Source organism: Cryobacterium serini (assembly GCF_004404025.1).
GTDB classification, from domain to species: Bacteria; Actinomycetota; Actinomycetes; order Actinomycetales; family Microbacteriaceae; genus Cryobacterium; species Cryobacterium serini.
Window position 1 is genome coordinate 50,465 of record NZ_SOHN01000008.1, and the last position, 22,617, is coordinate 73,081.

Consider the following 22,617-nt stretch of genomic DNA (forward strand, 5'->3'; position numbering starts at 1 on the left):
ATAGCTGAGCGGCTATCGGCGCGACGATCGGGAACGCCACCGCAGGGCGTGGAAGAACAGCAGGCCCACGATGGTGACCAAACCGGTGGAGATCATGGCGGGCGCGACAGTGTAGATCAACTGCTGCATCACCATCTCCATCGGCATCTCCGCACTCGAGGATCCCGCGAAGCCCGAGCTGAAATAGGTGGAAGTGATCGTGCGCGCCTGCAGGACAATCCCACCGATAATGAGGGCTGGCCCCATAATCCACAGGGCAATGATGAACGGATTATGCGGCTCGAAATGGTCGAGGGGCTCGTCGTCGTCGGCTGCACCGTCTGCAGGCACAGGGATCGCGCCCGAGTTGCGTCCGTCTGTACCGACGGATGCTTCTGGCTGGGTGGAAGAGGTGGGCGCGAACAGCTCGGTCATCGACGCGCTATCGGCATCCGCCGAGTCACCGGGCTCGTAGCCGCGCTGATAGCGGGCATCGTGCTCGGGGTCAAAGCGCGGCGCGGTCATTTGGTGGGCTCCCCCGCGATCAGGCCGCGCAACCAGTCGCGAGCCTCGATGAAGATGCCGTCGTCATAGCGGGAGGTGAACTCGATCTTGCGCTGGTCTGCGCGCGGATAGGATCCGAGAAAGATCACCTTCGGGCTGAAGCGACGAAGTCCGAGCAGGGCGTCAGCCACGCGCTCATCAAGAATATGACCGTCGGCGTCGACGACGAAGCGGTAGCGGCCGAGGGAATCCCCGATCGGCCGAGACTGGATGAGGCTGAGGTTCACGCCGCGGGTGGCGAACTGTTCGAGCATGTCGAGCAGGGCGCCGGAGCGGTCACTCGGCAGCTCGATGATGAGGCTGGTCTTGTCTGCTCCGGTCGGAGCGGTGACTTCCGCGGTGCGACCCACCAGCACGAACCGGGTCACCGCGTTCGGGTTGTCACCGATCTCCGACGCCAGAACCACGAGGTCGTGGTGCTTGTCAATGCCAGGCGGGGCGATCGCGGCATCCGCTTGATCATTGTCTAAAAGGGCAGAGGCGGCGGCGACGTTGCTCGACGCTGGGATGTGACCGTGGCTCGGCAGGGCGCGCTCAAGCCAGTTGCGGCACTGCCCATAGGCCACCGGATGCGCGTTGATGACGCGCACGTCGCCCAGGGTCGTGCCGGGGCGGGCGACCAGCACGAAGTTCACCGGTACGAGGTATTCGCCGATGATGCGCAAATTCGGCACGCTCGCGAGGGCATCCTGCGTGGCCGTCACACCGCCGTCGACCGAATTCTCGATGGCGATCATTGCTGCCAGGCTGCGGCCGCTCGCGACATCGGCGAAGGCCTCGCCCACATTGTTGACCGGACGCCAGATCTGGCCGCGAGCGCCTGGCACCTGAGCGAGAGCAGCTTCGGTAAAGGTGCCGGCCGGGCCGAGATAGCTGTAAGTCTGTGTCGGCGCTTTGGTCTGGGGCGGATTCGGCGAGTCGGGCATGGCTGACAGCCTACTGGGGATGCCAGACTGTGCTCATGAGCGAACGTGCGGGCACTCGAGCCCTGGAATCTGACCTGATCGACGTTGATGGGCTGGTCAAGGCCTATTACGACCTGAAACCGGATGTCACGGTGCCGGCCCAGCGGGTAGTCTTCGGCACCTCCGGACATCGCGGCAGTTCACTGAACACCGCGTTCAACGAGAATCACATCAGCGCCACGACGCAAGCCATCGTGGAATATCGCGCCGGTCAGGGCATCACTGGCCCGCTCTTCATCGGCACTGACCCGCACGCCCTGAGCGGCCCGGCCTATACGACCGCCCTCGAAGTGCTCGTCGCCAACGGCGTGCGCGCGCTCGTTGACGAATTCGACGACTACGTGCCCACCCCGTCCCTGTCGCACGCGATTTTGGCCTACAACCGCGCCGAGCACGGCGACCTGGCCGACGGCATCGTGGTCACCCCGAGCCACAACCCACCGATGGACGGCGGCTTCAAGTACAACCCGCCGCACGGCGGTCCGGCCGACAGCGATGCCACCTCGTGGATCGCCAACCGAGCCAACGAGCTCATCGCCAATGGCCTGGACGGCGTGTTGATGAGCGAACCCAGCGCCCTGGAAACCTACGACTTTCGTGGCAACTACGTGAACGACCTCGAGAACATCATCGATATGCAGGCCATCCGCACCAGCGGAATCCGCATCGGGGCCGACCCGCTCGGCGGCGCGAGCGTGGGCTACTGGGGCGCCATCCGCGACCGCTACGAAATCGACCTCGTCGTGGTCAACCCCAAGGTCGACCCAACCTGGCGTTTCATGACCCTGGACTGGGACGAGAAGATCCGGATGGATCCCTCGAGTGCGTCTGTCATGGCATCCGTTGTCGCGCACAAAGATGAGTACGACATTCTCACCGGCAACGACGCCGACGCCGACCGGCACGGCATCGTCACACCCGACGGTGGCCTGATGAACCCGAACCACTTTCTGGCCGTCGCCATCGACTACCTTTACAGCCACCGCGAAGGCTGGAAGCCCGACGCCGCGGTCGGTAAGACCCTCGTCTCATCGACGATGATCGACCGGGTGACCGGCTTTCTCGGCCGCGACCTGTGGGAGGTGCCGGTTGGCTTCAAGTGGTTCGTGCCGGGCCTCATCGACGGTTCGGTGGCTTTCGGCGGCGAAGAGAGCGCCGGAGCGAGCTTCGTGCGTTTCGACGGCACCGTCTGGACCACCGATAAGGACGGCATTCTGCTGGCCCTGCTCGCCTCCGAGATTCTCGCGGTGACCGGCAAGACCCCCTCGCAGCGTTATGCCGAGCTCGCCGAGCATTTCGGCGCTCCTTCCTATGCCCGAGTGGATGCCGCAGCCACGCCCGCGCAGAAGGCCGCTTTGGCAAAACTCGACGGCTCGATGATCACGGCTACCGAACTGGCCGGCGAGAAGATCACCGGCGCGTTCAGCGTCGCTCCCGGCAACGGCGCTGCCATCGGTGGCGTCAAGGTGACGACCGAGAATGCCTGGTTCGCGGCCCGGCCGAGCGGCACCGAAGACGTCTACAAGATTTACGCCGAGTCTTTTCTCGGAGATGAGCACCTGGCTCAGGTCCAACTGGAGGCCAAAGCCATCGTCGACGCCGCGATCGCCTAGGGCACACTCCAGTAGTAGGCCGTTCCCCCCGGGTGATCCACAGTGATTGCCGTGTCGACCGAGCGATAGTCGGAATCCAAGGTGTGCCCGGCGAAGAAGATCGAAACGGTGTCGCCGACCTTTTCGACCTTGGTGACAATGCCGGTGTGGTCGCGATCGCCGGTGTTGTCCCAATCGAATTGCGCGATGTCACCGACCTTGACCTGGTCACGCTGCTGATCGGTCAACGCGGTGGCTTTGCCGGTCTGCGCAATGTACTTCATGAAGGCGGTGGAGCTGCGCCAGGCCGCTGTCGAGTCGTACGCGTTGCCGTTCTTCGCACTGGACCAGACAGCGTCCATGGTCCAGCCGCGGGCGATCATGGCCTGGCTGGCGAAGTTGACGCAGTCATTCTCGCCGAGCACTCCCCACTCTGCCAAGTTGTAGTTTTCGACGCTCCAGTGCGCAAGGAGGTAGTCCACCTGGGCCGTGACGGCGGCGCTCACCACCGGTGCTGCCGCGACCGGCGCCGCAGCGGCAGACTCGGTGGGGGTGGGGCGAGCCGGTTGATCCGTTGCGGCGGCATCCGTTGGCTGCACAGTCGTAGCAGGGTCGGCGGAACCCTCGAGGGCCTGCACGACGAGCGCGGTCGCGCCGACTGCGAGCACGGCCCCGACGGCCGACGTGAGGCCGAGTAGCTGCCACCGGGTCAACTGCACTGTGTACTCACTTCGATTTTTCTGTAAACGGTGGACTGCCTAAGCATTGAAGGCGGCACTGAGGTAGAGCCCGATCGCCGCGAGGGCGACGACCACTCCGACGATGATGACGCCGATCAAAAACCGGCGGCGGAGACGGCGCTGGTCGGCCTCCGTGGGTTCGTTGTTCTGCAGCATGATTCGAGCTTAGCCGCGACAAATATCAGAGTTCTGGATGCCGCGTGCACAATTGCGGAGATTTCTTGCACAAACTTCAGTTCCACGCGATTGCAGGCCATTGTCGACCGGATGTTCGCACTGAGGCACGCGGGTTTCACGGTCAAAACGTTGATTCAATGCTGCACGGCAGGATAGCGTGACGGCATGTCGCAGACCGAACCCACACCGTTCACCTGGCCGCACGGATTTCTTTGGGGGTCGGCTACGGCCGCCGCGCAGATCGAGGGTGCCGGCCACGCCGGCGGCAAAGAAGACTCAATCTGGGACGCGTTCGCGCGGGTTCCGGGCACCATCGCAGGCGGTGACGACCTTGAGACCGCCGTGGATCATTACCACCGGATGCCCGCCGACGTGGCGCTCATGGCCTCCCTCGGCCTCGACTCCTACCGTTTTTCCACCAGCTGGGCGCGGGTGCGCCCGGGCGACCGCGCCGTGAACCAGGAGGGGCTCGACTTCTATTCCCGACTGGTCGACGAACTGCTCGGCGCCGGTATTCTGCCCTGGCTCACCCTGTATCACTGGGACCTGCCGCAGGCGCTGGAGGAGAGGGGTGGCTGGGCCAACCGCGACACTGCCTACCGTTTCGTTGACTACGCAACGGATGTCTACGCCGCCCTCGGAGATCGGGTCACCCACTGGACAACCTTCAACGAACCGTTCTGCTCATCGCTGCTCGGCTATGGATCGGGCGTGCACGCCCCGGGCCACCAGGACGGCCGGGCGGCGATCGCTGCTGTGCACCACCAGCACCTCGCGCACGGACTCGCGGTCAATGCGCTGCGCTCAGCGGGCGCCCAGAACCTCGGGATCACGCTCAACCTCACCAATGCTGTGCCGCGCGATGCCACCGACCCGGCCGACGTGGAGGCGGCCCGACGGCTCGATTCGCTCGCGAATCGCATCTTTCTCGACCCGCTGCTGCGTGGTGCCTACCCCGAGGACACCCTGCGCGACCTGGAGCCGTTCGGACTCGCCGAGGTCATCCACTCGGACGACCTGGAGATCATCGCCGCCCCGCTCGATTTTCTCGGTGTCAACCACTACCACGACGACCTCGTGAGCGGGCATGCGGATGCCTCTGCTGGCGACTCTCACGCCGGCGGCGCTGCGCGTTCGGTCGGGTCGCCGTGGATCGGATCCGAATACATCACTTTCCCCAGCCGAGGACTGCCGCGCACCGCCATGGACTGGGAAGTCAACCCCGACGGACTGCGCCTCCTGCTCGTGCGGCTCGGCACGGAGTACGACCGCCTCCCGCCGCTCTACGTCACCGAGAACGGCGCCGCCTACGACGACGTGGTGAGCGCCGATGGCGCCGTGCACGACGCCGAACGCACGGAGTACATCGTGGCGCACATCAACAAGGCGGGTGAGGCCATCGCGGCCGGCGCCGACGTGCGCGGGTACTTCGTCTGGTCGCTGCTCGACAACTTCGAGTGGTCCTATGGCTACGAGAAGCGCTTCGGAATCATACGGGTTGACTACGACACCCTCGAGCGCACGGTGAAAGACAGTGGACGCATGTTTGCCGAGCATTTACGGGCGGCACGCGCGGGGTGAGTGGCCTCAGGCGAGCGGATGCTGCCAGCGGGCAGCATCCGTTCCTCCCGGCGTCAGCGACGGCAGCATCCGTTTCTCGCGGCACTCGTCAGGGATCACTGCACTCGTAGGTAGGGGTGCCAGCATCCCGAACGAGTGCCGCGAGCGTTCGACGGTCGCCAGCGGGCTAACGCAGCTGCGGAACCACCTCGGCGGCGAGCCAGGAGAGGTGGTCAAGGTCATAGAGATCCATGATCTGCAGGTAAACGCACTCGACACCGGAGTCGGCAAGGGTGCCGAGCCGGTCGGCGATCTCGGAGGCGGTGCCGGCCAAGCCATGTTCGCGAAGCTCGCCCGGCTCGCGGCCGACCGCGGCAGCCCGGCGTGTGAACGCGGCCTCGTCGTGGCCACCGACGGCGATCAAAGCGGCCGAATAGGTCAGCTCGGCCGGGTTACGGCCGATGGCTTCGCAAGCCGCCCGCACGCCGTCGAACTTTGCCGCGATGTCGGCGAAGTCGGGGAAGGGCAGATTGAACTCGGTCGCGAACCGGGCGGCAAGTTTAGGGGTGCGCTTGGCGCCGCCGCCACCAACGATCACCGGCACCCGCGCCTGCACCGGCTTCGGCAGCGCCGGGGAATCGACCAAGGCGTAGTGCTCGCCGGCAAAGTCGTAGCGTTGCCCGACCGGCGTGTTCCAGAGCCCCGTGAGTACCTCGAGCTGCTCCTCGAGCATGCCGAATCGCTTGGCCGGAAACGGAATGCCGTAGGCGAGGTGCTCCTGCTCGAACCAGCCGGTACCGAGGCCGAGTTCCACCCGGCCGCCCGACATCTGGTCGACCTGCGCCACCTGGATAGCGAGAATGCCCGGCGGTCGGTAGGTCACCGACGAGACGAGGGTACCCAAGCGGATGCGCTTCGTCTCGCGCGCCAGCCCGGCCAGGGTGGTCCAGGCATCCGTCGGGCCGGGCAGGCCGTCACCATCACCCATGGCCTGGTAGTGGTCACTGCGGAAGAAGGCGTCGAAGCCGAGCCGCTCGGTGGCCTGGGCGACGGCCAGGATGTCGTCGTAGGTCGCACCCTGCTGGGGCTCGGTGAAAATGCGGAATTTCATGAGTTCTCCTCTATAAAAAGTCGACGCCCGGCACCGGCGCGAATCGGACGCGCATCACATCGAGGGCCTCCCGGTTCTGGTCGATGAGCACGAAGCGTCGGTCGAGCGCGGCCGCGACCGCGCCGGTCGTACCACTGCCGGCGAAGAAGTCGAGCACCCAGTCACCCTCGCGGCTGGACGCCTGGATGATGCGACGCAGAATCCCAATCGGTTTCTGCGTGGGGTAGCCGGTTTTCTCCTTGCCGGTGGGCGAGACGATCGTGTGCCACCAGACATCCGTCGGCAGTTTTCCCTTGGCCACTTTTTCGGGCGTGACGAGGCCCGGCGCCATGTACGGCTCGCGGTCGACGGTCGTGGAATCGAAGTAATACCGGGCCGGATTCTTCACGTAGACCAGAATCGTGTCGTGCTTGGTGGGCCACTTGTTCTTGGATTTCGCACCGTAGTCGTAGGCCCAGATGAGTTCGTTGAGAAAGCACTCCCGGCCGAACAGGGCGTCAAGCAACACCTTGGCATAGTGCGCTTCGCGGTAATCGAGGTGCAGGTAGAGCGTGCCGTCGTCGGCGAGCAGGCGCCAGGCCTCGATCAGGCGCGGCTCCAGAAAAGCCCAATAATCCTCGAACTGATCGTCGTAACCGAGCAGGTCACCCTTGATGCGCTCGTAACGCTGGCCCTTGAATCCTGTGATCGTGCCGGCCGCGTGCGCGCCGTCCGCGGAGACCGACCGCACGGAGGTGGTGCTCTGCCGTTTCTGCGACCGGCCGGTGTTGAACGGCGGGTCGAGGTAGATCAGGGTGAAGGCGCCATCGGGCAGGCCCGGCAGCACGTCGAGATTGTTGGCGTGGATGACACGGCTCGGGCTGGTTGGTGTCCACGCGTTTGGCATGTGTCTATTCTTTCAGCCTGCGCACCGCTCATCGGCTTAGTCTGTCGGGATGACTGCTGAATCGACGACCATCCACTCGCAGAATCTGGCCGATGCCGGGGCTGTGGAAGTACGCCACGAACCTGAACAGAGCCGCTACACGGTGTGGCTCGACGGCGAGGCCGTGGGACTGACCGATTACACCACCACGTCGACGGCCGTGCATTTCACCCACACCGAGGTCGATCCGGCACAACGCACGCACGGGCTCGCCAGCATTCTGGTCGAGCAGGCGCTCGACGACGTGCGCCTTCGCACCGAGCTCGCCGTCGCGCCGGAGTGCTCCTACGTGGCGCACTGGATCGACACCCACGCCGAATACCAAGACCTGTTGACACGCGGGCGCTAGCGAATAGCGCATGCTCGCCGCCAGCATCCGCTTTTCGCGGTTTAAGGCACCCGGGTCAGCCAGGCTTCTGTGCTGAATTTGTTCGCGACAAGCTCGGTGGCCTTGGCGTATTCCTCGGCGGTGACGTCACCCTCGCTGGCGCCATACAGGGCGGTGAAGGTCTCTTTCATACGGTCGATGATCGCCGCGCGGGTGAGGCCGGTCTGACTGCGCAGCGGGTCGACGCGCTTGGCGGCGCTCGTGATCCCTTTATCGCTGAGCTTTTCGCGGCCGATGCGCAGCACCTGCACCATTTTTTCGCCGTCCATGTCGTAGCTCATGGTGACGTGGTGGAGCACGGCGCCGCTTCCGAGACGCTTCTGAGCAGCCCCGCCGATCTTGCCCGCGGGGCTCGTGATGTCGTTGAGCGGCACGTAGTGCGCGTCAATACCGAGGGATTTAAGAGCGGTGATGACCCACTCGTCGAGAAAAGCGTAGGAGTCGGCGAAGCTCATGCCCTGCACGAGGTCGGTCGGCGCGTAGATGGAATACGTGATGACCGAGCCGGCTTCCATGAACATGGCGCCGCCGCCGCTGATGCGCCGCACCACGGTGAAGCCATACTTGGCGGCATTCTCGGGGTCGACCTCGTTCTTGAGCGACTGAAAACTGCCGATCACGACGGCCGGTTCGTTCCACTCCCAGATACGGAGTGTGGGCTGTCGACGTCCCTCCCCGACCTCGGTCGCGAGTACCTCGTCGAGGGCCATCTGCAGCACGGGCGCGACGGGCTTCTTTGAGTGGATGATCTGCCAGTCGTAATCCCGCCAGGTGCTCGCCTGCGCAAGCGAACGGCGAATCGCCACGGCCACGGCCTCCGGCGAGAAGCCAAGCAGAACAGCACCGCTCGGGAGCGCGCCGCGCACCGTAGCGGCGATTGTGGCCGCCGCACTGCCGGCGGGGAGGCCGGTCACCGCGGAGTCGATGTCTTCAAGGGCATCGTCGGGCTCGAGAAAGAAGTCCCCGGCCAGTCGAAAGTTGGTTATGACATCATCGACGACATCGAGATCGACGACGACCAGTTTGCCGCCCGGAACCTTATATTCACCATGCATACAGTCAGCCTACGGCGGTAAAGCGGTCGTTGAGCCAGTCCACGAGGTCGCCAATGACGTCGTCGCGGTTGATTTCGTTGAAAACTTCGTGCCGACCGCCCGGGTAGACGATCAGGCGCACGTCCCGCAGCCCGGAACGCTGAACGTAGGCGTTCACCAGTTTGAGCGCACTGCGTTCCCCGCCGACGGTGTCGTCACCACCGACGAGCACGAGCATCGGCAGGTCACCGGGCAGGTCGCGCGCCGGTCGGCCGAACAGGCGGGCGGCCTCGCGAATGCCGAACAGCTTCGCGAGCGGCGTCGCCGTGGTGAGCGGGTCGGCCACGAAGGTCGCGGCGACGGCCGGGTCACGGCTGAGCCACTCGACCCCGGTCGTGCCGAGCGTCTTGTGCTTGCGGTTCAGGTCCCCGCCATCGAGATAGCCGGGCCACCGGTAGGCGGTTCCGGAGAGCACGATGGCGTCGTACTCGGCCGCGTGCGCGTTTACGATCATCTGCACCATGAACGATCCCCAGCTGTGTCCGAGCAGCACGAGTGGCAGGGTCGGTTGCTCTGAGCGGATGATTCCACTCAGCTGGTAGACGCCGGCTACTGCCGCGCGCAGCCCCCCGGCGCCGAGCCGACCCAGCTTGGTATGATCGCCGCCGTGCTGGGCGAGTCCGGTCTGGCCGTGGCCGAGGTGGTCATCGGCGTAGACCGTATAACCGGCCCGATTGAGGTCGGCGGCGAGCGCCGCGTAGCGCTGCGCGTGTTCGCCGACACCGTGGGCGAGCTGAATCACGGCTCGGGGGGCAGGGACCGGCCAGACGTAGTAGGTAATAACCAGGCCAGAGGCATCCGTGTATGTGGGCACGAGGCTAGTCTGCTCCGTTGCAGGCCGCACGCTCAAAAAAATAATGTACTTAGCGAGGCTAATTTGCTATGCTAACGATATATGGAATCGCGAATACCCCCGAAGACCGCAGCCCTTGGCGTCGTCAAGGCACAGCCGCCGGTGAGTTCTGACCAGGCGGCGAGTAACACCTCCGAGATCAGCCACGAATTTCGGCTGGCCAATGGGCGCCTGGCTCGGCGATTGCGGCAGGAGAAAGCCGAGAACGAGTTGGGCAGCGGCCAGTTTTCCGCGCTCGGCGTGCTTTACGTGCACGGTCCGCTGACGCTCACTGAGCTCAGCGAATTCGAACGGGTGACCCCGCCATCAATGACCCGCACGGTCAAATGCCTCGTCGACGCCGGCCTCGTGACCCGCACCGACTCCGCGGTCGATGGCCGCAAGATCGTGCTCACCACAACGGATGCCGCGCGCGAGATGATGACCGAAACTCGCAAGCGTCGAGATGCCTGGCTGGTGCACCGCGTCGCCCAGCTCACCCCCGAACAGCACCGCGTTCTCGCCGACGCAACCCTGATAATGAAGGGCCTCGCCGACAGTTGAGTGCAATGTTCCGCTCGCTGAGCGTCGTCAATTACCGCATCTGGTTCGCTGGAGCTTTGGTGTCGAATATCGGTACCTGGATGCAGCGCACCGCCCAGGACTGGATCGTGCTGACCGAGCTCACCAACTACGACGCCACGGCGGTCGGCATCACCATGGCTCTGCAGCTCGGGCCGCAGCTTCTGCTCATGCCCTGGTCCGGGCTGATCGCCGACCGGTTCAATCGGCGCAAGCTGCTCATCCTCACTCAGGCCCTGATGGGGTTACTGGCCCTCGGCCTTGGCATTCTGACCGTGCTGGGGGTGGCCGAGCTCTGGCACGTCTACCTCTTCGCCTTCGGCCTCGGCGTCGTCGCCGCGATCGATGCGCCGGCCCGCCAAGCTTTCGTCTCCGAACTTGTCGCCGAAGACCAGCTGTCCAACGCTGTCGCACTCAACTCCGCTTCCTTCCACGGTGCACGTTTGATCGGTCCCGCCGCCGCCGGACTGCTCACGGTCGCCGTCGGTGCTGGCTGGGTGTTCATGATCAACGCGGTTACCTTCGCAGCGACCGTCTTCGCCATGACGCTGTTGCGCACGCACCAGCTGCGCCGCCAACCAACGATCTCCCGCGAGCGTGGGCAGCTCCTGGCTGGCTTCCGCTATGTGCGCGGTCGTTCCGACATCGTTGTCGTCATGATCGCGGTCTTTCTGATCGGCACGTTCGGCCTTAACTTCGCCATCTTCACGTCGACCATGGCCACGATCGAGTTCGGCCGGGGGGCTGCGGAATTCGGTCTCCTCAGTTCGATCATGGCCATCGGTGCCGTCATCGGCGCCCTTCTCGCTGCCCGGCGGAGCCGCGCCCGACTGCGCCTCATCGTGCTTGGCGCTGCTCTGTTCGGCCTTGCGTGCGCGCTCTCCGCGATCATGCCAACATATGCCACTTTCGCCATATCTCTCACGCTGGTCGGCCTGTCCTCGCTCACCCTGATGACGACCGCAAACGCGTATGTTCAGACCACGACGCGGCCAGAGATGCGCGGCCGTGTCATGGCGCTCTACATGGCCATCTTCGTCGGCGGCACTCCCCTCGGCGCGCCCCTCGTCGGCTGGGTAGCGGATACTTTCGGCCCGCGTTGGGCGCTCGGCCTCGCCGCGATGTCCGGCCTGTTGGCGGCGGCGGCCGTCTTGTTCTGGATGGTGCGCTATCGCCGGTTGCGGGTGCAGCTGCATCCGTTCTCGGCGCCCAGAGTGCGTGTGCTGCATGCCGGCGACGGGCGCGAGGTGGAACGTGACCTGGACCGCGAGACCGCCACCCGGGAGATCGCGATCGTTGAGGCCACCGCCCCGCGCTAGGCGCTGAGTGGACAACTTCTTGTGGTTGCGGCCTCGCAGTACCGCGCAAAGTTGTCGACTGAGCGGGCTGGCAGTTAGCGCACCCCGCCCATCAGGCGCAGCACCGGGCGGGCGATCAGGGCGAGCATGAGTCCGAGCAGGATCGCGATGCCGCCGAGAACGCCGAAATAGAGTCGCTCGGGCGCCGTCGCATACCAAGTGGCGAGTACCCCGGACACGGCAGAGCCGAGGGCGACGGAGAGAAAGAACAGCGCAACCATTTGGGTCTTGAACACCGCGGGTGCGAGCTTGGTGGCGACGGAGAGCCCGACCGGGGAGAGCAGCAGTTCCGCGACCGTGAAGACCAGCAGGATGCCGATCATCGCCAGCAGCGGCGTCGAATTCGCCGCGCCGCCGGCAAACGGTAGGAACAACAGGAAGGCGGCGCCCATGACCGCGGTTCCGACCGCGAACTTCATCGGCGTAGACGGCTGCCGCGAGCCCCACTTAGTCCACATCGCGGCAAAGATGCCGGAGAGCACGATGATGAAGACGGGGTTGATCGACTGCACCCAGGAAATCGGCATCTCCCACCCGAACAAAGCGCGGTCAAGCCGCTCGTCGGAATAGATCGTGACGACCGTGAATTGCTGTTGGTACAGCGACCAGAACGCGGCGCTGGCCACGAAGAGTGGAATGAAGGCATAGACGCGTTTGCGTTCTACCGGGGTGATCTGCCGGTTCGTGAGAATCACCACGAAATAAGCGACCGTAGCGATGACGGTCAACGCAATCACGATCGTGACCAGGTTGCTTGCGGTAATCACACCGGTCAGCACGAGTACGACGATAACGACGACCGTCAGGATTGCCACGAGGAGATAGCCACGCCAGCGAGACCGCGGGAGGGGATCCGGCACCAATCGGACAGCATCCGGCAGCCGCTTGCGGCCGAACGAGTATTGGGTCAGACCGATCGCCATGCCTACAGCGGCAAGTCCGAAGCCGTAGTGAAATCCAACCCTGGTCTGCAGCAGACCGGTGAGGATCGGCCCGGCAAACGCGCCGAGGTTGATGCCGAGATAGAACAACGAGAAACCGGCGTCGCGCCGGGGGTCGTCCGGGGCGTAGAGCGAACCGACGACGGACGTCGCGTTGGCCTTGAGCCCACCGCTGCCGACGGCGACCAGGATGAGGCCGGCTGCGAGACCGCCGATCCCCGGTACAACCGCCAGCGCGATGTGGCCGATCATGATGACGATGGCGCTGTAGAACAGCACCCGCTCGGAGCCGAGCAGACGATCGGCGACCCAGGCTCCGAGGATTGTCGACAGGTAGACGCCGCCGCCGTACGCGCCGACGATGCCGGCCGCCGTGGTCTGGGGAATTCCGAGGCCGCCGTCCGCGGCCGAGAAGTACAGGTACAACAGCAGAATGCCCTGCATGCCGTAGAACGAGAAGCGCTCCCACATCTCGACGCCGAAGATGTTGGCAAGTGTCCGCGGCTGCCCAAAGAAGGCTCGGTCCTCGTGGACGGCAGCGGGGTCGACGACTTTACTCATTAAACAATGGTAACAACCACACGGGCTAGCACCCGGGAGCTGGACTTCGCACCGGGCGAAGTAGGCTCGGGGAATGAGCTCATTGCTGGTCAGCCTGCCCGATTCCCTTCTGCTCGAGGCGGTTGGTGAACTGCCCGCCGGCGTCGAAGTCGTCGAATGGGCGCTCGACGGCCCGGCTCCCCGGCCGCGGTTCGACATTGTCGTCACGCCGTATATGGGCAAGACCGACCGACTCGCGCACCTCGCCGGCGTCGAGACCCGATTGGTGCAGAGCCAGTCCATTGGCTACGACGGCGTCGATCAGGTTCTACCCGCCGGGCACGTCTTCGCCAATGCTGCGAGCGTGCACGAGACCTCGACCGCCGAGCTCACCCTCGCCCTCATCCTGGCCTCCCAGCGCGGCATCCCTGATTTCGTGCGCGCTGCCGATCGGGGCGAATGGGCGCCAGCCCACCACCCGAGCCTCGCCGACCGCACGGTGCTGCTGCTCGGCTACGGCGGTGTCGGTCAGGCCATCGAGAGCCGGCTGCTCGCCTTCGAGACCACGGTCATCCGCGTTGCGCGCACTGCGCGCAGCGATGAGCGCGGCGCGATCTACGGCTTCGATTCCCTCTCCGAGCTGCTGCCACAGGCTGACATCGTCGTTGTCGGCGTTCCACTGACCATAGAGACGACCCGCCTGGTCGACGACGCGTTCCTCGCCCAGATGCGTGACGGCAGCCTGCTCGTGAACATTGCCCGCGGCCCGGTCGCCGATACAAATGCCCTGCTCGCGCACGCGACGAGCGGCCGCCTCCGGCTTGCGCTCGACGTGACCGAGCCGGAGCCACTGCCGGCCGCCCATCCGCTCTTCACGCTGCCCAATGTGCTCATCTCACCACACGTCGGCGGCGCCTCGAGCGCCATGCTGCCACGCATGGCCCTGCTCGTGCGCGAGCAGATAGAACGAATGCTCCGCGGCGAGACCCCGCTCAACGTCGTCCTAACGACGTAGCCGCTGCGCCAACTTTCAGCCGTCGATGGCCGCATTCGCGGTGGCTTGCGCGGTACGCAGGGCCTGGTCGACCGGAATACGACCCAGGAACATTTCGGCGAAGGTCGACTCGAACGCGGCGGAGGCCTCGGCCCACCGAGCGCCCCGCGGCGCCTGCACGGTGCCGTTAGCAAGTACGTCGATGAACGCGGTCACGTCGATGCCCTGCTTCTGCCACGACTCGACGTAGCTGGCCTGTGCCCCGATCACGGCCGGCGACGCTGATCCGTCGGCGCCGATAGCCGCGCTGCCCTCGGTGCTGCCGAGCCACTCGAGCAGTTTGCGGGTCTGTTCCGGATGCTTCGAGTCGGCGTTACCGGCGGCAATGACGCCGTTGGTGACGCTGATCGCGCCGGCCGGACCCGACGGAATCGCCGCGACACCCCACTCGAAGCCAGCGCCATCGCTCACGTTGCTGAGGTTGTAGACGCCGCTCTGAAACAGGGCCATCTTGCCCTGCAGAAACTGGCCAAGCGCGAAGTCGCCGTTGAGGTTGGTGTCGGCGGCCGACGGGGCTACGTGGTATTTGTTCATCAGGTCGATCACGTACTGGAACGCCTCCTGCCCCGCGACCGTGTCGAAGACGAACTCGTCGCCGTCTTGCAGGGCCGCACCATTCGAACCGAGGTAGTTGAGGTAAATGGCGTTGAGGTCGTTGGCGGCGTTGTAGCCGTACTGCACGATTTGCGAGGGGTCGAACGCTGCGCTGTCGGCGGTGTTGCCGTTGACGTCGACCGTGAGCTTTTGCAGCACGGGCAGCAGGGTGTCTTTGCCGGTGGCCGGCTCCCAGTGCAGGTCGCCGACGCTGCCCGGGTCGATACCGGCTTTCGTGAGGAGTTCCTCGTTGTAATACAGTCCGATCCCCGGATCAGCCAGCTGGGGCACCCCCCAGAGCGCACCATCAAGGGTGTACTGGTCGATGACGCTGGGTTGCCAGTTGGCCTGCGCGTCGGAGCCGAGGGCATCCGTTATATTCATCAGGCTGCCATTGACGGCATAGTCGGCGAAGTTGCCGGCGTTCACCCAGAACACGTCGTCGGCGGTCTCGCCGGCCACGTCGACGCGTAGTTTGGTGAAATAGTCTGCCCACGGCACAACGTTGACGGCAACGTCAATGCCCGGATTGGCTTTCTCGAACGCCGTGAACGACTTTTCGTAGGATTTCGCAACCTGTTCGTCCCAGACCCGTACGCTCAGCGTCGTGTCGGAGCCGGTTTGCGGAGTCAGCGCCAGCGCGGTGGCCACGCCGCCGATAGCGACAACGGATCCGACGGTGACAATGGCAATGATAGTTGAGCGTCTGGCGATGGTGTCCCCTGTTCTTGTTGGAGGCTATCAGTCGCACCCCGCCCCCAACGTTACTGTGACGCCCCGAGGTGCTCGCCGAAGAACTCCTCGATGCGCTTCCAGGCGTCGGCGGCAGCCACCGGGTCGGGGCCAGCGCCGAGGAAGCGTGCCAGGACCGGGCGCAGTACCCGCGGCCCGGTCTCGACATCGTTGAGGAAGGCGTGCCCAGCACCTGGGTATTCCTTGACGTCATGCGCGATCTTCAGCCGGTCGAGAGAGGAATCGAGCCTGGCCGCTGCGCCGATGAGCGAACGGTCGGCGCCGCCGAAGCTGCCGACGATCGGGCAGGCACCGAGCAGGTGGTCGTCGAGTTCTTTTGGCAGTCGACCGTAGTTGACCGAGGCTGCGTCGAAGCCGCGCGTGGCCGTGGCGAGCGCAAAACCACCGCCCATGCATAAGCCGAGCACGCCAATGCGTCCGGTGCAGTCGTTGCGCTCGGACAGGAACGTGCGGGCCGATTCGATATCGACGAAGGCCCGGCCGGCGCCGGCCAACAGTGCCCGAAAGGTAGCCACGAGACATTTGCGCGGACCGCCCTCGGTGAATAGGTCGGGCATGAGGGCCAGATAGCCGGCCTCCGCCACGCGGATGGTCTGGCGGCGCATGACGTCGGTGAGGCCGGATGCCTCGTGGACGAGCACGACACCGGGCCACGGACCGTCACCGGAGGGAATCGCGAGCACGGCTTTCAGGCCGGCGCTGCCACCCGGCCCGTCGGGCAGTTTCAGGTCGATGAGCTGGGGCGCAGCGGTCATGGTCTCTCCCGGGTTGGCTGAAACTGTATCCCGTCAACCCCGCAAAGTCGTGTAGCCTGTGGTCAGACCACATCCCGTCGACGAGAGGACCCCATGACCGCGATTAGCCCTCGTGCCTGGCAGGTCGTGCTCGACGCCGTCGAACTCGATCTGCTCGAGGGGCGCCTCAGCCCGGGCGACCACCTGCCGCCCGAGCGCACCCTCGCGGCCGACCTGGGTGTCGGTCGATCGAGCGTGCGCGAAGCGCTGCGGGTGCTCGAGGTCCTGGGCCTTATTCGCACCGCCGTCGGCTCCGGGCCCTCGGCCGGCGCGATCATCGTTGCTCGCCCCGGCGGCGGCATGTCGGCGCTCATGCGCCTGCAGGTCGCAGCCCAGGGGTTTCCGGTAGCCGACGTGGTGAAGACCCGTCTCGTGCTGGAAGGTGCCATCGTCGCCGAGCTGGCCGAGACGTGCCGTGCAAGCTCTGCCGATCTGACCAGCTCCGACCAAATCCTGACCGCCATGGAAAACCAAGCCCTCACCGAAGCCGAATTCCTCGCCCTCGACGCCCAGTTTCACCTCTCGCTCGCCGAAGCGAGCGGCAATCAGGTCATCACGGCGACCATGGCCGGCCTTCGCAGCGCCATCGAGGGGTACGCCCGGGCGGGCGCGGTGGGTCTGGCAAGCTGGCCGCAAACATCCGCTCGTCTCATGCTCGAGCATCGCGGCATTCTCCGTGCCATTCTGGCCGGTCAAGCGGATGCCGCCCGCCTCGCCGTGCAGGCACACATTTCGGGGTACTACGCCGAGACTCACCTCACCGCACACTAGATAAGGACGACCATGCAACGACGCATCCCCAAGATCAAAGACCTTGCCCCGCTGATGAAATTCAAGAGTCCGGAGCTCAACGCGAAGAAGCGTCGCCTGGCTGCCGCACTCACGATCGCCGACCTGCGCGCCATTGCCAAGAAACGCACGCCGAAGGCCGCTTTCGACTACACCGAGGGCGCAGCCGAAGCCGAGATCTCGCTGGGCCGGGCTCGTCAGGCCTTCGAAGACATCGAGTTTCACCCGTCCATTCTGCGCGACGTGTCGAATGTGTCGACCGGCTGGGACGTGCTCGGCGCCCAGGTTTTGCAGCCCTTCGGCATCGCGCCGACCGGCTTCACCCGAATGATGCAGACCGAGGGCGAGATTGCCGGGGCACACGCCGCAGCCCGTGCCGGGATTCCCTTCGCCCTGTCAACCATGGGCACGACCTCGATCGAAGACGTCAAGGCGGCTAACCCGAACGGCCGCAACTGGTTTCAGTTGTACATGTGGAAGGACCGCGACCGCTCAATGGCGCTCGTCGACCGCGCCGCCAGGGCCGGTTACGACACGCTTCTGGTGACCGTTGACGTGCCCGTCGCCGGCGCGCGCCTGCGCGACAAGCGAAACGGCTTTTCGATTCCGCCAGCCCTCACCCTTGGTACCGTCGTCAACGCGTTTCCGCGCCCGGAGTGGTGGATCAACTTTTTGACCACCGAGCCGCTCTCGTTCGCGAGCCTCGATCGCTGGAGCGGCACCGTGGCCGATCTGCTCGACACGATGTTCGACCCCACCGTCGACTTTGAGGATCTCGCCTGGATCAAGGCGCAGTGGCCAGGCAAGGTGGTCGTCAAGGGCGTGCAAAACCTTGAGGATGCCAAGCGCCTCGTCGACCTCGGCGTTGACGGTATCACCCTGTCGAACCATGGTGGTCGCCAGCTCGACCGCGCACCGATCCCGTTCCATCTGCTGCCGCAGGTTGCCCGCGAGGTCGGCGCCCACACCGAGGTGCACCTCGACACGGGCATCATGTCGGGGGCCGATATCGTCGCCTCGATCGCCCTCGGTGCCCGCTTCACAATGATCGGCCGCGCCTACCTCTACGGCCTCATGGCCGGCGGCGAGGCCGGGGTGGATCGTACGATTGCGATTCTGTCGGAGCAGGTGGCCCGCACCATGCGGCTGCTCGGCGTGAACTCGCTCGAGGAGCTGAACCCCGGGCACGTGACCCAGCTATCCCGGCTCATGCCGATCGGCGCGCCGATAGTCGCGGCCGCCGAAGTTGCACCGGCGCAGAAGGCTCCGGTGCGCCGTACGGCAGCTCCCAAGCAGACGGTCAGTGCCGCCGATGCCGTCTCGGGCTCGCCGGTGAAACGTGCGCCGAAGAAGGCGGCGCCAGCAGCGTAGGAGAGAGAGGGCGTCAGCTGACGGGTATCAGCTCTCGCCTCAGGCGAGGTGCTCGCCGAACGCACGCAGCGCGAGAGCGTCGTCCTCCCAGGCGCCCCCCTCGTGCCCGTTATACGGCCAGACCGTGATCTCCTTCGGCCCGGCATAGTTGTTGTAGGCGGCGAACACGGTCGACGGCGGGCAGATCGGGTCCATCAGCGCGGCCGTCATGGTCACCGGCGCGGTGGCGCGCTTGGCGAAGTTGACGCCGTCGAAGTAGGAGAGCACGTCGTGCACCCGCGCCACCTTCAGCCGGTTGGTCGCGAGATACTGGCCGAGCTCGCGGTACGGCAGCGCGTCGGTGATGACGGATGCCCGCGGAAAGTCACACAGAAAGGGAACCCGCGCGACCACGGCGGCCAGGTCGGGTACGAGTGCGGCCACGGCGAGCGCGATGCCACCACCCTGGCTGGTGCCGGTCACGCCCACCCGGGCGTCGTCGACAAGCGCCAGGCTGCGGGCCGCCGCGACAGCGCGCACGGCGTCAACCGTGAAACTGCACGATGGCCGGAAGCGGGCCAGTTGCAGCGGCGGGAACGCGCAACCACGCCTTGATCGACTGCCCGGCGAACCCCGCGAACGTCACGTCGAACACGTCGAGCGTGCGCAGACCGGCGTTGACCGGCGTGACGGTGACATTGAGCGGATGCTGGTCGGCTTCGGCCAGCGTCTCGGCCCAGAACGCGTCGAAGTCAGCGGGGTCGAGTTGACCGCTGCGGTAGGCACGGAGTTCGGCTTCGGGCAGGTCGGTGTACATACCCGCCAGCCTAGGGGTGCCAGGCCTTCAAGCCCCGGCCAGGCGTCACAGACGTCCAGGTGCTTCGGGCAGTACACGCAGGCCAAGCGCCCGCGCGGCGCGGGCGAGCCGAAAATCAAAGGTCGCCAGGGGCGCCGACTGCGCCAGCGCTACGACCAGCACGCAGCAGTCTGGCATTTTCAGGCCGGTCGTTGTGCGAAGTTCGGCGAGCAACAGGGGCTCGTCAGACGGCGAGGGGATCGGCACAATTCCAACGGATCGAAGATCAGCGAGCATCTGGTGGGCGCGGCCATTCCGCACACCGCCAACAAGAATCTCGGCAATGGTGAGGGGATGCAGCCCGAAGACACTCACCGATTCGGCGGATTTACCGAGTTCGTCGACGATCACTGCTTGTGCGGCGTCGTGATGCGCGTCGTTGGGGTCGAGGAAGGCAATCACGACGCTGGCATCGAGAACGATCATTCCGGCCAGTCGTCGCGCAGGTCGGCGAGGTATCCCGCGCCGAAGGCCTGCGGATAGCTGCCGCCGACCCGCGCGGCCGCGCGGCGGCGGGATTCGAGACCTGCCCGAGAGCGTTCCTGCTCGGCGAGCGCATCACCGCCTGCCTGGATGACTCGGACGATGAGGCGCGACCTAGTTTCTGCGGGCCACTGTTTCACGGCCTCATCGAGGGCGCGCTGCACACCGTCGGTCTCGGTGACCTGGTATCGACGGCGTGCCGTTGGCATGCGAAAAGTGTACCACCGTACCTAAATGTGGTACAGATGCAGCGGGGGCGGTCGGCATGGATCAGATACGAGCGGCCAGCACAGGCGCGCACCCGAAACGGGGCGCGGTCACGCGCGAGGCGAAAGCCTACTTCGCGGCGGCCAGGTCGGCGAGCACGAGGCGCAGCTGCTCGACGGCCCAGTCCACGTCTTCCGCCGACACCACGATCGGCGGCGCGAGGCGAATTGTCGAGCCGTGCGTGTCCTTGGCGAGCACGCCGCGGGCCAGGAGTGCCTCGCAGACCGCGCGGCCAGAGGCGAGCAACGGGTCGATGTCGATGCCGGCCCAGAGGCCCACGCCGCGCACCTCGAGCACTCCGTGACCGATCAGCGCGCTGAGCCCGGCGTGCAGGCGCGCGCCGAGCTCGGTCGCACGCTGCTGGTATTCGCCGGTGGCCAACAGGTTCACAACGGCCATGCCGACGGCCGCGGCGAGCGGATTGCCGCCGAAGGTCGAGCCGTGCTCGCCCGGGCGCAGCACTCCGAGAATGTCGGTGTTGCCGACCACGGCCGAAACGGGAACAATGCCGCCGCCGAGCGCCTTGCCGAGCAGGTAGAGGTCGGGTACGACGCCCACGAGGTCGCAGGCGAAGGTCGAGCCGGTACGGCCGAGGCCCGACTGGATCTCGTCGGCGATGAACAAGACGCCCAGCCGCGTGGTGATCTCGCGCACAGCTGGCAGATAGGCTACCGGCGGCACGACGATCCCGGCCTCGCCCTGGATGGGCTCGAGCAGCACAGCAACGGTGTTCTCGTCGATTGCGGCTTCGAGCGCTGCAGCATCGCCGTAGGGCACGGTGCGAAAGCCGGGCGTGAACGGGCCGAAGTCGGCCCGGGCAGATTGGTCATCGGAGAAGCTGATGATGGTGGTGGTGCGGCCGTGAAAGTTGCCGGCGGCCACGATGATGTTGGCCAGGTCGGGGGCAACGCCCTTGACCCGGTAACCCCAGGCGCGGGCCACCTTGATGCCCGATTCCACCGCTTCCGCGCCGGTGTTCATCGGCAGCACCATGTCTTTGCCGGCGAGCTTGGCGAGCGCGGTCACGAATGGGCCGAGCTGGTCGTTATAGAAGGCACGGCTGGTCAGGGTTATGCGGCCGAGCTGCGCGCGGGCAGCGTCGAGCAGCACCGGGTTAGAGTGCCCGAAGTTCACGGCCGAGTACGCGGCGAGGCAATCCAGGTAGCGGTGACCGGCGACATCCGTCACCCAGGCCCCGTCACCGGACGCGACGACAACCTCAAGCGGGTGGTAATTGTGCGCGGCGTGCACGCTCTCCTGCGCGATCAGGGCAGCGGCGGCCGGCGAAATGGATGCGCCGGCTACGGCCTGCGCGTCGGTCACGTTCGTGGTCATGTCGTACTCCTTCAGGTTCGTGTTGATGGGCGCGGTCATCGGCGCAGTTCGAGCGTGCAGCACTTGACGCCGCCGCCGCCGAGCAGTAGTTCGGACAGGTCGACGCCGATCGGGTTGTAGCCGCGTGCGCGCAGCTGGCGTTCGAAGTCCTTGGCGCGGGCGGCGATGACGACGTTGTAACCGTCGGAGTAAGAGTTAAGGCCGAGAATGGCGGCGTCCTCTTCGGTGACGATGACCGCGTCGGGGTAGCGTTCTTGCAGAATGGCCAGGCTCGGCGCGTCGAAGGCGCTCGGCAGGTAGGCGATGTTGGTGTCGTCGAGCACGGCGATGGCGGTGTCGAGGTGGTAGAAACTCGGGTTGATCAGGCGCAGGGTGATGACCGGGCGGCCGGCGATAATCGAGAGTTCGGCGTGACTGTTCGAGTCGCTGCGAAAGCCGGTGCCGGCCAGGATGACGTCGCCGACCAGCAGAAAGTCGCCCTCGCCCTCGTTGGTCTCGATCGGTACTCGCACGTTGAAACCGTTGGCGCCGAACCAGTCCATGTAGGCGGGGCCCTCGGGCTGGCGCTCGACGTGGGTGAATTTAGCGCCGTAAGCCTGGTTGTCGATCACGAAGCCGCCGTTGGCCGCGTAGACCATGTCGGGCAGGCCGTCGATCGGATCGATCAGGTGGACGTCAAAACCAAGGCCGACGTAGGTGTCGTAGAGGGTCTGCCACTGCTGGACGGCGAGCGAGGTGTCGGTGGGCAGGGCCGGGTCCATCCACGGGTTGATGCGGTAGACCACGGTGAAAAACTGTGGCTTGCACATGAGCACGGTTCGCTTGGTGGCGGTGCGCGCAGAGATGGCCGGTTCTTCGGCGCGAACGGGGGTGGCTGAGTCGATCGACATGAGGCTCCTTTGGGGATCCGCGGGCCTTCGGCCGGCGGAGCTCGGGGTGAATGGCGGACCAGGTCGCTCACGAGAGCCCGGAACGACCAACTCTTGATCGGTCC

25 protein-coding genes are annotated in these 22,617 nt (G+C 65.6%); 8 read left to right on the forward strand and 17 right to left on the reverse strand.

All coding sequences use genetic code 11. The annotated features are described in order from the left end of the window. Positions 1 to 12: 12 nt before the first annotated feature. Positions 13 to 504: a hypothetical protein gene (locus E3T51_RS03620; protein ID WP_134527637.1), complete on the reverse strand. Its 492-nt coding sequence runs from the start codon at positions 502 to 504 to the stop codon at positions 13 to 15. Continuing rightward, the gene (gene pheA / locus E3T51_RS03625) at positions 501 to 1,469 is read right to left on the reverse strand and encodes a prephenate dehydratase (RefSeq protein ID WP_134527640.1); all 969 of its coding nucleotides are present in this window, start codon (positions 1,467 to 1,469) and stop codon (positions 501 to 503) included. The genes E3T51_RS03620 and pheA overlap by 4 nt, the downstream gene beginning before the upstream one ends. A 35-nt stretch (positions 1,470 to 1,504) precedes the next feature. On the opposite strand from pheA, the gene pgm reads away from it, so the two are divergent. After that, positions 1,505 to 3,121 (forward strand): phosphoglucomutase (alpha-D-glucose-1,6-bisphosphate-dependent), encoded by a 1,617-nt coding sequence (pgm, locus tag E3T51_RS03630; protein WP_134527643.1) that lies wholly within the window; start codon positions 1,505 to 1,507, stop codon positions 3,119 to 3,121. Here the strand turns inward: pgm and E3T51_RS03635 are convergent. After that, positions 3,118 to 3,813, reverse strand: coding sequence for an amidase domain-containing protein (locus E3T51_RS03635; RefSeq protein ID WP_166806372.1), 696 nt, complete (start codon positions 3,811 to 3,813; stop codon positions 3,118 to 3,120). The genes pgm and E3T51_RS03635 overlap by 4 nt on opposite strands. A 45-nt stretch (positions 3,814 to 3,858) precedes the next feature. After that, on the reverse strand, positions 3,859 to 3,996 hold the full coding sequence (locus E3T51_RS16675) for a hypothetical protein (protein WP_166806373.1): 138 nt from the start codon (positions 3,994 to 3,996) through the stop codon (positions 3,859 to 3,861). Between the two features lie 186 nt (positions 3,997 to 4,182). Between E3T51_RS16675 and E3T51_RS03640 the strand changes: the two genes are divergently transcribed. Continuing rightward, on the forward strand, positions 4,183 to 5,598 hold the full coding sequence (locus tag E3T51_RS03640; protein ID WP_134527649.1) for a GH1 family beta-glucosidase: 1,416 nt from the start codon (positions 4,183 to 4,185) through the stop codon (positions 5,596 to 5,598). A gap of 166 nt (positions 5,599 to 5,764) precedes the next feature. Here E3T51_RS03640 and E3T51_RS03645 read toward each other — a convergent pair whose 3' ends face one another. Further along, the gene (locus E3T51_RS03645) at positions 5,765 to 6,688 is read right to left on the reverse strand and encodes an LLM class F420-dependent oxidoreductase (protein WP_134527652.1); all 924 of its coding nucleotides are present in this window, start codon (positions 6,686 to 6,688) and stop codon (positions 5,765 to 5,767) included. A 10-nt stretch (positions 6,689 to 6,698) separates the two neighbouring features. Further along, positions 6,699 to 7,574, reverse strand: coding sequence for a DNA-methyltransferase (locus E3T51_RS03650; RefSeq protein WP_134527655.1), 876 nt, complete (start codon positions 7,572 to 7,574; stop codon positions 6,699 to 6,701). Between the two features lie 49 nt (positions 7,575 to 7,623). Between E3T51_RS03650 and E3T51_RS03655 the strand changes: the two genes are divergently transcribed. Beyond that, on the forward strand, positions 7,624 to 7,962 hold the full coding sequence (locus E3T51_RS03655; protein ID WP_134527658.1) for a GNAT family N-acetyltransferase: 339 nt from the start codon (positions 7,624 to 7,626) through the stop codon (positions 7,960 to 7,962). A 41-nt stretch (positions 7,963 to 8,003) separates the two neighbouring features. On the opposite strand, the gene E3T51_RS03660 is transcribed toward E3T51_RS03655, so the two are convergent. Beyond that, entirely contained in the window at positions 8,004 to 9,056 is a 1,053-nt protein-coding gene (locus E3T51_RS03660) for a lipoate-protein ligase LplAB (protein ID WP_134527661.1), read from the reverse strand. Between the two features lie 4 nt (positions 9,057 to 9,060). Then, positions 9,061 to 9,909 (reverse strand): alpha/beta fold hydrolase, encoded by an 849-nt coding sequence (locus tag E3T51_RS03665; protein ID WP_134527664.1) that lies wholly within the window; start codon positions 9,907 to 9,909, stop codon positions 9,061 to 9,063. A gap of 81 nt (positions 9,910 to 9,990) precedes the next feature. On the opposite strand from E3T51_RS03665, the gene E3T51_RS03670 reads away from it, so the two are divergent. Then, positions 9,991 to 10,491, forward strand: a complete 501-nt coding sequence (locus tag E3T51_RS03670; RefSeq protein ID WP_134527667.1) for a MarR family winged helix-turn-helix transcriptional regulator — start codon at positions 9,991 to 9,993, stop codon at positions 10,489 to 10,491. After that, entirely contained in the window at positions 10,488 to 11,828 is a 1,341-nt protein-coding gene (locus E3T51_RS03675; RefSeq protein ID WP_166806374.1) for an MFS transporter, read from the forward strand. Before E3T51_RS03670 ends, E3T51_RS03675 begins: the two co-directional genes overlap by 4 nt. A 74-nt stretch (positions 11,829 to 11,902) precedes the next feature. Here the strand turns inward: E3T51_RS03675 and E3T51_RS03680 are convergent, their stop codons facing one another. Next, positions 11,903 to 13,369: a peptide MFS transporter gene (locus tag E3T51_RS03680; RefSeq protein ID WP_104191457.1), complete on the reverse strand. Its 1,467-nt coding sequence runs from the start codon at positions 13,367 to 13,369 to the stop codon at positions 11,903 to 11,905. A gap of 73 nt (positions 13,370 to 13,442) precedes the next feature. Here E3T51_RS03680 and E3T51_RS03685 point away from each other — a divergent pair, with 73 nt between their 5' ends. Further along, complete coding sequence (locus E3T51_RS03685; protein WP_134527673.1) at positions 13,443 to 14,363, forward strand: 2-hydroxyacid dehydrogenase; 921 nt, start codon at positions 13,443 to 13,445, stop codon at positions 14,361 to 14,363. A gap of 15 nt (positions 14,364 to 14,378) precedes the next feature. On the opposite strand, the gene E3T51_RS03690 is transcribed toward E3T51_RS03685, so the two are convergent. After that, entirely contained in the window at positions 14,379 to 15,647 is a 1,269-nt protein-coding gene (locus E3T51_RS03690; RefSeq protein WP_241989154.1) for an ABC transporter substrate-binding protein, read from the reverse strand. Positions 15,648 to 15,760: 113 nt separating this feature from the next. Further along, positions 15,761 to 16,504, reverse strand: coding sequence for a dienelactone hydrolase family protein (locus E3T51_RS03695; RefSeq protein ID WP_134527679.1), 744 nt, complete (start codon positions 16,502 to 16,504; stop codon positions 15,761 to 15,763). 93 nt (positions 16,505 to 16,597) lie between these two features. On the opposite strand from E3T51_RS03695, the gene E3T51_RS03700 reads away from it, so the two are divergent. Together E3T51_RS03700 and E3T51_RS03705 are read left to right on the forward strand one after the other, a co-directional pair. Then, positions 16,598 to 17,314 (forward strand): FadR/GntR family transcriptional regulator, encoded by a 717-nt coding sequence (locus E3T51_RS03700; protein ID WP_134527682.1) that lies wholly within the window; start codon positions 16,598 to 16,600, stop codon positions 17,312 to 17,314. 12 nt (positions 17,315 to 17,326) lie between these two features. After that, positions 17,327 to 18,703 (forward strand): alpha-hydroxy acid oxidase, encoded by a 1,377-nt coding sequence (locus tag E3T51_RS03705; protein ID WP_134527685.1) that lies wholly within the window; start codon positions 17,327 to 17,329, stop codon positions 18,701 to 18,703. Between the two features lie 39 nt (positions 18,704 to 18,742). On the opposite strand, the gene E3T51_RS17405 is transcribed toward E3T51_RS03705, so the two are convergent. From E3T51_RS17405 to ddaH, 6 genes are all read right to left on the reverse strand, one after another. Then, positions 18,743 to 19,222 (reverse strand): acetylxylan esterase, encoded by a 480-nt coding sequence (locus tag E3T51_RS17405; RefSeq protein ID WP_338145141.1) that lies wholly within the window; start codon positions 19,220 to 19,222, stop codon positions 18,743 to 18,745. Between the two features lie 4 nt (positions 19,223 to 19,226). Beyond that, positions 19,227 to 19,499, reverse strand: a complete 273-nt coding sequence (locus E3T51_RS17410; protein WP_338145142.1) for an acetylxylan esterase — start codon at positions 19,497 to 19,499, stop codon at positions 19,227 to 19,229. Between the two features lie 45 nt (positions 19,500 to 19,544). After that, the gene (locus E3T51_RS03715; RefSeq protein WP_134527688.1) at positions 19,545 to 19,964 is read right to left on the reverse strand and encodes a type II toxin-antitoxin system VapC family toxin; all 420 of its coding nucleotides are present in this window, start codon (positions 19,962 to 19,964) and stop codon (positions 19,545 to 19,547) included. Further along, entirely contained in the window at positions 19,961 to 20,230 is a 270-nt protein-coding gene (locus E3T51_RS03720; RefSeq protein ID WP_134527691.1) for a hypothetical protein, read from the reverse strand. Before E3T51_RS03720 ends, E3T51_RS03715 begins: the two co-directional genes overlap by 4 nt. A 127-nt stretch (positions 20,231 to 20,357) precedes the next feature. Then, positions 20,358 to 21,623 (reverse strand): ornithine--oxo-acid transaminase, encoded by a 1,266-nt coding sequence (rocD, locus tag E3T51_RS03725; RefSeq protein WP_134527694.1) that lies wholly within the window; start codon positions 21,621 to 21,623, stop codon positions 20,358 to 20,360. 35 nt (positions 21,624 to 21,658) lie between these two features. Then, entirely contained in the window at positions 21,659 to 22,513 is an 855-nt protein-coding gene (gene ddaH, locus E3T51_RS03730; protein ID WP_134527697.1) for a dimethylargininase, read from the reverse strand. Positions 22,514 to 22,617 lie beyond the last annotated feature (104 nt).